Consider the following 9,477-nt stretch of genomic DNA (forward strand, 5'->3'; position numbering starts at 1 on the left):
AAAATCCTCCCGATTTTCGTTGGGAGGGTGCGAAATGTGAGTAAAAAAATATTTTCGGCAATGGATAGATAGGGAATCAAGGCCAACTCTTGGTGGATGATGACAATCCCTAATTGTTCGCTCTGTTTAATGTCCTTAAACCTGCATACTTCACCCTTAAATACAATTTCCCCATCATACGTCCCATATGGATAAACACCGCTTAATACTTTCATCAACGTTGACTTTCCCGCCCCGTTTTCCCCGCAAAGTGCATGAATTTCGCCTTCACGCACCTTAAAATTGACATTATCGAGTGCTTTGACTCCCGGGAACTGTTTCGTAATCCCCCTCATCTCTAAAATGAATTCAGACATCACTTTCCGCCTCCTTGGACGAGAGTACGGATATAAGGGGTTTCCCTTATATCCGTGTCCTTCCCTCGAGCCTATTTTTCTAAATCTTCTTTTTTATAATAACCGCTGTCAATCAACACTTTTTCATAATTGGATTTATCAACCGAAACCGGTTCCAACAAGTACGCTGGGACAACTTTGACCCCGTTATTATATGTTTTCGTATCGTTCACTTCCGGCTTTTTCCCTTTCAACACCGCATCCGCCATCTCAACCGCTTTTTTCGCCAATTCCCTTGTGTCTTTAAATACTGTTTGCGTTTGTTCCCCTGCGATAATCGATTTCACCGAAGCCAATTCCGCATCTTGCCCAGTAATCACCGGCATCGGCTTGCTCGGAGTTCCGTAACCGACCCCTTTTAAGGAAGAAATGATGCCAATGCTAATGCCATCATACGGGGACAAAACCGCATCAACACGTGCGTTTGTATAATGCGCACTCAACAAGTTGTCCATGCGCGCTTGAGCCGTCGCTCCATCCCAGCGCAATGTCGCTACTTGGTCAAACTTCGTTTGGCCGCTTCTCACTACTAATTTTCCGGAATCGATGTACGGCTTTAATACGGACATCGCTCCATCAAAGAAGAAATAGGCGTTATTGTCATCTGGAGAACCGGCAAACAACTCAATGTTGAACGGTCCTTTTCCTTCTTTCAATCCGAGCTTCTGTTCAATGTACTGCCCTTGCAGCACACCAACTTTAAAGTTATCAAACGTTGCATAATAGTCGACATACTTGCTGTTTTTAATCAAACGGTCGTACGAAATGATCTTAATCCCTTGTTTATGCGCTTTTTCCAACACGTCCGTCAACGCTTCCGCGTCAATCGGGGCAATCACTAGCACGTTAACCCCTTTGGTGATCATGTTTTCAATTTGCGATACCTGGTTTTCGACTACGTCCTCAGCATATTGCAAATCCGTTTTATAACCGAGTTTTTTGAACTCTTTCACCATATTTTGCCCGTCATGGATCCAGCGCTCGGATGATTTCGTCGGCATGGAAATGCCAACAAACCCTGCATCTTTTCCGCCGCTTGCTCCAAGTCCCCCACAAGCAGACAAAGATAATACAAATACCAATAATGTCAGCACATATAAAAGCCTTTTCATTTTCGTTCCCCCTTTAAATTTGTACGTATATTTAATTTCTAGCTTTACTATATCATCGAACGAATTGTTCGTCTTTTCAATCCATTAACCGTTTTTATAAAAATTTAACTTTGTTGAAGCGTTTTCAAAAAAACAGAACGATCTTTACCAAAAAAGACCGTTCTGTAAATGCTTGCTCTCAATCTGTATATTCACTGATCATGCGCGTTCTTCGATATTGATTCGGTGATACACCCATCGCTTTTTTAAAAGCGGTGCTGAAATAATGTTGCGTATCATAACCGACACGTTCCGCAATTTCATGGATCGGCAGTTCGGTAGACAAAAGCAATTCCGCCGCCTTCTCCATCCGGATTTTCGTCAACAAATGGATGAACGAAATACCGAGCTCTTGCTTGATCATTCGACTTAAATAAACCGGAGAGACATTGAGAAACTCAGCAACGGACTCAAGCGTCAAATCCGATTGGCTAAAATGCTTCTGTATATACTGCCTAGCGCGACGGACAATCGGAGAAAGGCGGCTTTCTTCCACCATTTGCTCTTTGCATTTTTCATATGCCGTCGCCACCCCGACCACTCCTCCTTCCACCGTTTCTATATATACACTGGCTCTAATGTGCAAATGTTGTTTCAGTGCCGTTTCCATCTGCCTACACTGTTCTTCACTGATCGGTTTCCAGCTGATCACAACAATAAACTCGTTTGAATCACGAAAAACAATTTTTTCACCATCCCCCAATAATTCAGAGACGGCCTTTTCAATGGCAAATAAAAGCAACTGCCGATCCCGATCGCTCACAATGGGTTGATTTTTAAATGAAAACCATTGAATCACCACGACTTGCGCAGGACAAGACCGTGAAAGTCCGAGCAATGACAGTTGTCCCATGATATCCTCCTCCGTCAGTCGCCCTGCCACCCATTCCATCCCGAATTGCTGGCGAAGCACGTGAATATGCTTTTGTACTTGGTTCGTTAACAATTCCCTATATTGTTTTTCCTTTTGCTCCTGTTCGAGCTTCTCTTTCACTTTTGCGACTACTTCGCGCAATCGTTGCGGATCGGTTGGCTTTAATAAATAATCATCCACTTGAAGGCGAATTGCCTCCTGTGCATACGAAAACTCATCATAGCCAGTAATCACAATCATATGGCAATTTGGCAACTTCTCCCGCGCATATTTCATCAGCGTAAGCCCGTCCATAATCGGCATGCTTAAATCGACAAACAATACATCCACTCGATGCCGTAAAGCTAATTCCAACGCCTCTTCCCCATCTTCTGCTTCTGCAACAACTTCCATGTTAAATTCATTCCAATCGATCGACTCCCGAATCCCTTCACGAATGATCGCTTCGTCATCTGCAATCAGCACCTTCCACACCATCATCCCCTCCTCAGAAGGCTGTAACAAGCAACAAACACGCTCAGTCTATAGAAAAGCACAAGGAAAGCAAACATTCTGTCATCATTTTACGGATATAAAAATATAAAAACTTCGCTGTACATCTTTACCTTTTTGCCACATCACCATCTTTTAAGGAAGATAAGGAATAATCGGATGCACAATGGTCACGACCGTTCCTTGCCCTTCCTCGCTATCGATATGAAGCCGGTAAGACGGACCAAAAGTCAGCTGCAACCGAGCTTGAACATTGACCATTCCATATCCTTTTACTTTTTTCATTCTGCCTTCTTGATCTCCTGATGTAAAGTCAATATCCAAACTTTCCCGTAAATCTTTCAACTGCTCTGTCGTCATTCCGACGCCATCGTCTTTCACACAAATATACATCACTCCTTCATGTTCTCGCGCTTGAATCCAAATATGTCCTGGTCCTCTCCGCTGTTTGATGCCATGATAAAGGGCATTCTCGACAATCGGTTGCAACAGCAACTTTAACACATAGAATTTCTGCAAATCTTCTGGTATGTCAAAGGTGTAATGCAACTTATCTTTATAACGAACTTCTTGGATGTGCAAATAACTTTTCACATGTTCAATCTCCTCAGCCAACAAAATCATCTCCTTTCCCTTGCTCAACCCGATGCGAAACAGCTTGGCCAGCGCCCCTACCACTTCGGCCACATCATCCGCCCCCTTTTTACGCGCCATCCATTGGATTGTGTCCAACGTATTGTACAAGAAGTGCGGCTTAATCTGCGCTTGCAATTCCCTCAGTTCCGCCTCCCATCGCTGCCGCTCCTGCCATTCAGCCAGAGCAATAAAACGCTGAATTTGATCTAACATATGGTTAAAGCTTCGCCCCAGTATTCCGATTTCATCCATCCGCTCCTCATCATAACGGACCGTCAAATCACCAGCTTGTGCTTTTTTCATCAACATCGTTAATCGGCTGATCGGCCGCGATAAGGAAAAAGAAAAATAGTAAGAGGCACCAATCGCGATAAAGCAAACGAAAAAAATAAAGCTGATAATATAAAAATGGGTTTCCTTCACCTCTAACGCTGATTCATCGCTAGGAAACACTCCGATCGTTGTCCAGTGGGTAAAGGGGGAGCGCTGATAAATAAACTGAACGTGTTGTCCATGGATGTTTTGAGAAAATGTACCGCTGTCCCCTTTGATCCGATGCAATGGAACAGCGGTCAGCACCGAGCGGCTCGGCGTATAGATGCTTTTCCCTTTTTCATCTACAACCATCAAATATCCCCATTTCCCCAGATGGATGTTTTTCACCGTTTCCGCAATGACCCGTAATTTTAAATCAATCAGAACAACTCCTCTTACCTTTTGCGTCTCAGGGTCCACAATAGCTCGCACCGCGGATACAACTTCTTCGCTTGTATAATGGGCATGAGAAATCACATGCCGCCCGACAGGATGTCCGATCATGGTGAAAATCCCTTTATTTTTCACCGCCTCACGATACCAAGTTTCCTCTGTCAACGGCTCAGAAGAACGAGTATACATTTCGTTGCTGATATAATCGCCATATTCATTCACAACTAAAATTCCTGCAATTTCAGGATACAACGTAGTAATGCCTTGCAAAAATTGACGCATCTCATAATCATCGCGAGGCGTTGCACGATTCAAAAACGACCTTACCTGTGGATTAAAAGCAATCAAATACGTTACATTTTGCATGTTATTGGCATAAAACTCCAATGTCTGGTTGACTTGACCGATCAATTGCAATGTATTTTCATTGACTTGACGCTCAACAATTCGGTCAACTGCCCACCCTACCAAACTCCCTAAACCGAGCGCGGGTACAATCATCGAAGCCAGCAACAACGAAACAAATTTGTATCGTATCGGCCAATGGCTGATCCGCCAATGTTTCATCCTTGACAACGTTGATCACTCATTTCTTCGTAGTCATTTGGCATAAAAATGGTCGACATTATCCCGTGTAACAACCGTAATGCCTGTATCGACATACGCAGGCAAGAGCGCATCCCCTGAGCGTGATGGAGATGTAAGATGATGATGGAGATGAAATAAAAATTGCAATGACCAATATCCCATATTCCATGTCCCTTGCGCCAACGTCGCGGCAATGGCCCCCTCCTTCACCAAATCCAACGTTTGTTTTTCCGTATCAAAACTAATTAGTTTGACATATTTCTTATTCAACTCTGCCACCGCTTCCGCCATGCCAACTCCCCCATTTGCTTCCGTAGCAAAAATGCCTCGCACATCTGGATAATCATTTAAGACCTCCATCGCCGCTTGTTTAGAAGCCAAAGCATCACCTTTTCCATTTTTTACAGCCACGACTTGCATGCGAGGATACTTTTGGTAAATTGTTTCGACAAATCCTCTCGTTCTCTCTTGGTGATTGAGCTGATGAGGGGAGGTAATGACCGCCACTTTCCCTTCACTTTTCAACAATTTGGCCATTTCGTGAGCTGCCGTTACCCCAGCGCTATAATTGTTCGTCCCTAGAAATGAAAACGCCTTGCTTCCGGAAGCGTTCGAGTCAAATAATACAACCGGAATCCCTTCCTCCACCGCTTTATTGATGGTCTTCGTCAGAGTAGTCGGATTAATGGCCGAAATAGCGATCCCTGCGGGTTTCCTTGCAATCACTTGTTCGAGCACCGTCACTTGTTCATTGACGTCATATTGAGTTGCTCCACGATATTCGACAGAAACATTTAATGATTCCGCCGCATCTTCAAACCCTTTGAGGCACCGTTTCCAATAATCCATGCCTGATTGGAAGGTGACCATGACATATTTTTCATCAGGCTTGCCGTGGAGAGAAGAAATCTCATCCTGAAGAGAACGAATGCGGGATATATCTTGTTGATAATAGTAGGCATACGCGATAAAGATGGATAACAAACATGCATACATTGCAATTAAAGTTCTTATTTTCATTGCTTATCCCCTCGCCTTTGGCGTTCTATTTTTTATACAAATGATATCTTAATCGCTGTAATTGTACGTATCAATAAAATTGATATACAACAATTTACCACGATTTACACTAGTCATTCAAATCAATTTGACATCCATCAATTGAGAGTTAGATTATACATAAAAATGGGGGGGGCCCCATAGCCATCAAGTTAAGAAAACAGGAATAAATATATGCCTGATTTGACCATCCTTTTGAAGACCTCATAATGTCTTAGAAAGGGTGGTTTTTTTGAAGACGTCCTTATCTTCCAAGAAGAATGGCATGTTTTTTTAGACGGATTAAGAAGCGTGTTATCGTGCGAAGAACTTGAACATATGGCCCGAGATCATCAATTTATTCAACGAAAGGGGAAATTACGCGCCCATGATTTTGTGGCACTTTGCACATTTCTCCAGGAAGGAGGCGGTCAAAAATCATTGGTGCAGCTTTGCAGTGCTCTAGCTCTCAAGCAAAACACCTCTCTGAGTGCGGAAGGGCTCCATCAACGGTTTCATGAAAAAGCGGTGAGTTTCCTCAAAGCGGTGTTTGAAAAACTGCTCATTCATCAGACTCAGGAAGCCCGTCACTTATGTCAAAGACATTCGCTGTTTCGCCGGATTCGCATTCTCGATTCCACGTCGTTTCAACTTCCTCCTGAAATCCGGGGGATTTACGAGGGATGTACGGGGCCTGGGGTGAAAATTCAGCTAGAATATGAATGGCTAGAAGGGAAGTTTCTCCATGCGGATGTCGAAGATGCCCGTCATCACGACGCCGCCTACGGAGCGTCCCTTCTATCGACCATCCAAGAGGGAGACCTTTGTTTGAAAGACTTAGGCTATTTTTCGCTTGAGGGATTGCAAGCCATTCATGACGCCGGAGCCTTTTCTATTTCACGGCTCAAACACAATGTAGGGATTGACCAAAAAGAAGGGGACCGATTTCGAAAATGGAAACCAGAGGATTTCCTTGCGGTGCTGCAACCCGGAGAAACCATGGAACTGGAACATGCGTATGTCAGTGGAAAGAACGTTCATCAACCGCGGCTCATTGTGTATCGGCTGACCGAAGAACAGGAGCGACAGAAGGAAGGACAATGGAAACAGAAGGCGAAACGAAAAGGGGCCGCGTACGTGACGCGACGCCCCCACTCAATATATTGTATATATCACCAATATTCCAGCGATTGATACCTCTTTGCACGACATTCATACACTGTATTCTCTTCGCTGGCAAATTGAATTGGTATTTAAGACATGGAAATCCCTGTTTCACATTCATTGATTCAAACCGATGAAAGGGGCTCGCTTTCAGTGCCACCTGTATGGAACGTTGATTGCCTTATTGATCAGCTCCACTGTCATGTTTAAAATGCGGGAATGGCTCTATCGAAAACAGAAAAAGGAATTGAGCGAATATAAGGCGATGAGTATGATCAAGGAGTTCGGTATGGATTTCTTTCAAGCCTTATGGTGTTCTGAGTCGTTAGTTGTCCAACTCCTTTTAAAACTGTGTGACATCATCGCTCAACACGGAAAAAAATCAAGGCGTTATACAAAAAAGAGCGCTTTAGACATTATCGAGAGTTTGGTCATCATGCCGGTGTCATAAGAAATTCCCGCCTCATATACCATGAAAAAAACCTTCTATAGGGAAGGTGTATTTGGCATGCCTATCTTTTATATATTCTCACGGTCACAGCCTCCAAAGATGAAAAGTGAAGCCTTGGAGCGAGTAGCTCCAAGGCTTCACTTGATGGCTATGGAGGTTCCCACAAACCTTTCCTATCGACGGAGAAAAAGCGATCCGGTACGATAAGGGCAGACGGACCGGAACGGTCCTGATTCCAAGTGAGACAAGGAGGAGATTCGAATGGATGAGTCGATGAGACACGACATTGCCCTGTTTCGGTACGGGCTAATCGCTCCGTTGGTGAATGGGCAGGTGGAACCGAAGACGTATCTGAAAGAGGTGAGAGAGCGAGTGCACCATGTTCCCCACCAGGGCGACAAACGAATCGCAGCCAAGACGATCCTCGATTGGTGCACCCGATACAAAAAAGGGGGCTTTGACGCCTTAAAGCCGAAGCGCCGTTCGGACCGCGGCCACTCAAGGCGTCTGTCGCCCGATGATGAGGATCATATTTTAGCCCTAAGAAAAGAACATCCCACCATGCCCGTGACGGTGTTCTACGAACACCTGATCGAGCAGGGGGAAATCCCAGAAAATCATACCTCTTACTTTACTATATACCGATTGTTGAAAAAACACAACCTTGTCGGGAAAGAAATCTTGCCCATGCCGGAGCGAAAGCGCTTTGCGTATGACCAGATCAATGAGCTTTGGCAAGGGAACTTATCCCATGGACCCACGATTCGAGTCAATGGGAAAGCCCAGAAAACGTTTTTGATCGCCTATATCGATGACTGCTCGCGGTTTGTGCCGTACGCGCAGTTTTTCCCTTCGGAGAAGTTTGACGGGCTGCGGATCGTCACGAAGGAAGCGGTGCTTCGTTGCGGGAAGCCGAAGCGCATTTACTCGGACAACGGGAAAATTTATCGGTCCGAGGTGCTGCAGTATGCGTGCGCCGAGATGGGAATTACGCTCATCCACACCCAGCCGTATGACCCGCAAAGCAAGGGAAAAATCGAACGGTTCTTCCGCACCGTACAGACGCGGTTTTATCCGCTGCTGGAGTTGGATCCCCCGAAGTCGCTCGAAGAGCTGAACGAGCGCTTTTGGAGGTGGCTTGAAGAGGAGTATCATCGAAAACCGCACGCCTCGCTGGACGGAAAAACGCCGCATGAGGTGTTTCAATCGCAAGTGCATCTCGTGTCGTTCATCGAAGATAGCGATTGGCTGGATGCGATTTTTCTGAAGCGGGAGCACCGCAAGGTCAAAGCCGATGGAACGATCACCTTGAACAAGCAGCTGTATGAAGTGCCGCCCCGGTTCATTGGGCAATCGATTGAACTCCGCTATGACGAACGGGGCGTCTATGTGTACGAAGATGGAAGGAAGGTGGCGGAGGCCGTTCGGGTTCGTTTGGAGGACAACGCCTATGTAAAACGCCATCGGTCCCCGTTTGCGGCGATTCCGGCGAAGGAGGGAGAACACGGTGTATAAATCGTTTTACTCCCTTTCGCGGGAGCCGTTTGCGAAAGAAACAGACCCGTCCGAGGCGTATCAAGGGGCGCCGTTTCAGGAAGCGTTGCGGGCGCTGGAGTACGTGAAACGAACCCGGGGGATCGGGCTGTTGATCGGAGAGCCGGGGGCGGGCAAGACGTTCGCCCTTCGGGCGCTGAAAGAATCATTGAATCCATCATTGTATCATGTCGTCTACTTTCCGTTATCCACCGGAGGCGTGATGGATTTTTACCGTGGTTTGGCCTTGGGATTAGGAGAGGAACCGAAGTACCGCAAGGTAGACCTCTTCCGCCAAATCCAGCAGGCGATCGAGCGATTGTATCATGAACGGCGGATCACGCCGGTGTTCATTTTGGATGAGATGCATTTAGCGAAGGATGCATTTTTACAGGACATCGCGATCTTGTTCAACTTTGAGATGGATTCGACCAACCCATTTGTCTT

Annotated in this window: 7 protein-coding genes and 1 pseudogene; 3 read left to right on the plus strand and 5 right to left on the minus strand. The window is 45.6% G+C overall.

Going from position 1 to position 9,477, the window contains the following annotated elements; all coding sequences use genetic code 11:
* The 5 genes from ETR37_RS02480 to ETR37_RS02500 form a co-directional block, all read right to left on the minus strand.
* Nucleotides 1-356 (minus strand): ATP-binding cassette domain-containing protein (locus ETR37_RS02480; RefSeq protein ID WP_129446851.1); only part of this gene is annotated, 356 nt, incomplete at its 3' end.
* Between the two features lie 71 nt (nucleotides 357-427).
* Nucleotides 428-1,507: a multiple monosaccharide ABC transporter substrate-binding protein gene (gene chvE, locus ETR37_RS02485; protein ID WP_013145161.1), complete on the minus strand. Its 1,080-nt coding sequence runs from the start codon at nucleotides 1,505-1,507 to the stop codon at nucleotides 428-430.
* A gap of 178 nt (nucleotides 1,508-1,685) precedes the next feature.
* A complete protein-coding gene (locus ETR37_RS02490) occupies nucleotides 1,686-2,894 on the minus strand; it encodes a response regulator transcription factor (protein WP_129446852.1) in 1,209 nt (402 codons plus the stop codon).
* 153 nt (nucleotides 2,895-3,047) lie between these two features.
* Nucleotides 3,048-4,823 carry a cache domain-containing sensor histidine kinase gene (locus tag ETR37_RS02495; protein WP_129446853.1) on the minus strand — a complete coding sequence of 592 codons (1,776 nt, stop codon included), beginning with the start codon at nucleotides 4,821-4,823 and terminating at the stop codon, nucleotides 3,048-3,050.
* 33 nt (nucleotides 4,824-4,856) lie between these two features.
* Entirely contained in the window at nucleotides 4,857-5,864 is a 1,008-nt protein-coding gene (locus ETR37_RS02500; protein ID WP_129446854.1) for a substrate-binding domain-containing protein, read from the minus strand.
* Between the two features lie 271 nt (nucleotides 5,865-6,135).
* Here ETR37_RS02500 and ETR37_RS02505 point away from each other — a divergent pair.
* The 3 genes and pseudogenes from ETR37_RS02505 to ETR37_RS02515 form a co-directional block, all read left to right on the plus strand.
* A pseudogene (locus ETR37_RS02505) lies at nucleotides 6,136-7,497 on the plus strand (IS4 family transposase).
* Between the two features lie 261 nt (nucleotides 7,498-7,758).
* Complete coding sequence (locus ETR37_RS02510; RefSeq protein ID WP_129446855.1) at nucleotides 7,759-9,012, plus strand: IS481 family transposase; 1,254 nt, start codon at nucleotides 7,759-7,761, stop codon at nucleotides 9,010-9,012.
* Nucleotides 9,005-9,477: ExeA family protein (locus ETR37_RS02515; RefSeq protein WP_164977975.1), on the plus strand; the 473-nt coding region annotated here is incomplete at its 3' end. The genes ETR37_RS02510 and ETR37_RS02515, both read left to right, overlap by 8 nt.

The organism is Geobacillus sp. PK12 (assembly GCF_004123125.1).
Lineage (GTDB): Bacteria > Bacillota > Bacilli > Bacillales > Anoxybacillaceae > Geobacillus > Geobacillus zalihae.

Coding starts and splice junctions, on each gene's coding strand:
- chvE (WP_013145161.1), bottom strand. CDS start 1,507: ATGAAAAGGCTTTTATATGTGCTGACATTATTGGTATTTGTATTATCT.
- ETR37_RS02495 (WP_129446853.1), bottom strand. CDS start 4,823: ATGAAACATTGGCGGATCAGCCATTGGCCGATACGATACAAATTTGTT.
- ETR37_RS02500 (WP_129446854.1), bottom strand. CDS start 5,864: ATGAAAATAAGAACTTTAATTGCAATGTATGCATGTTTGTTATCCATC.
- ETR37_RS02510 (WP_129446855.1), top strand. CDS start 7,759: ATGGATGAGTCGATGAGACACGACATTGCCCTGTTTCGGTACGGGCTA.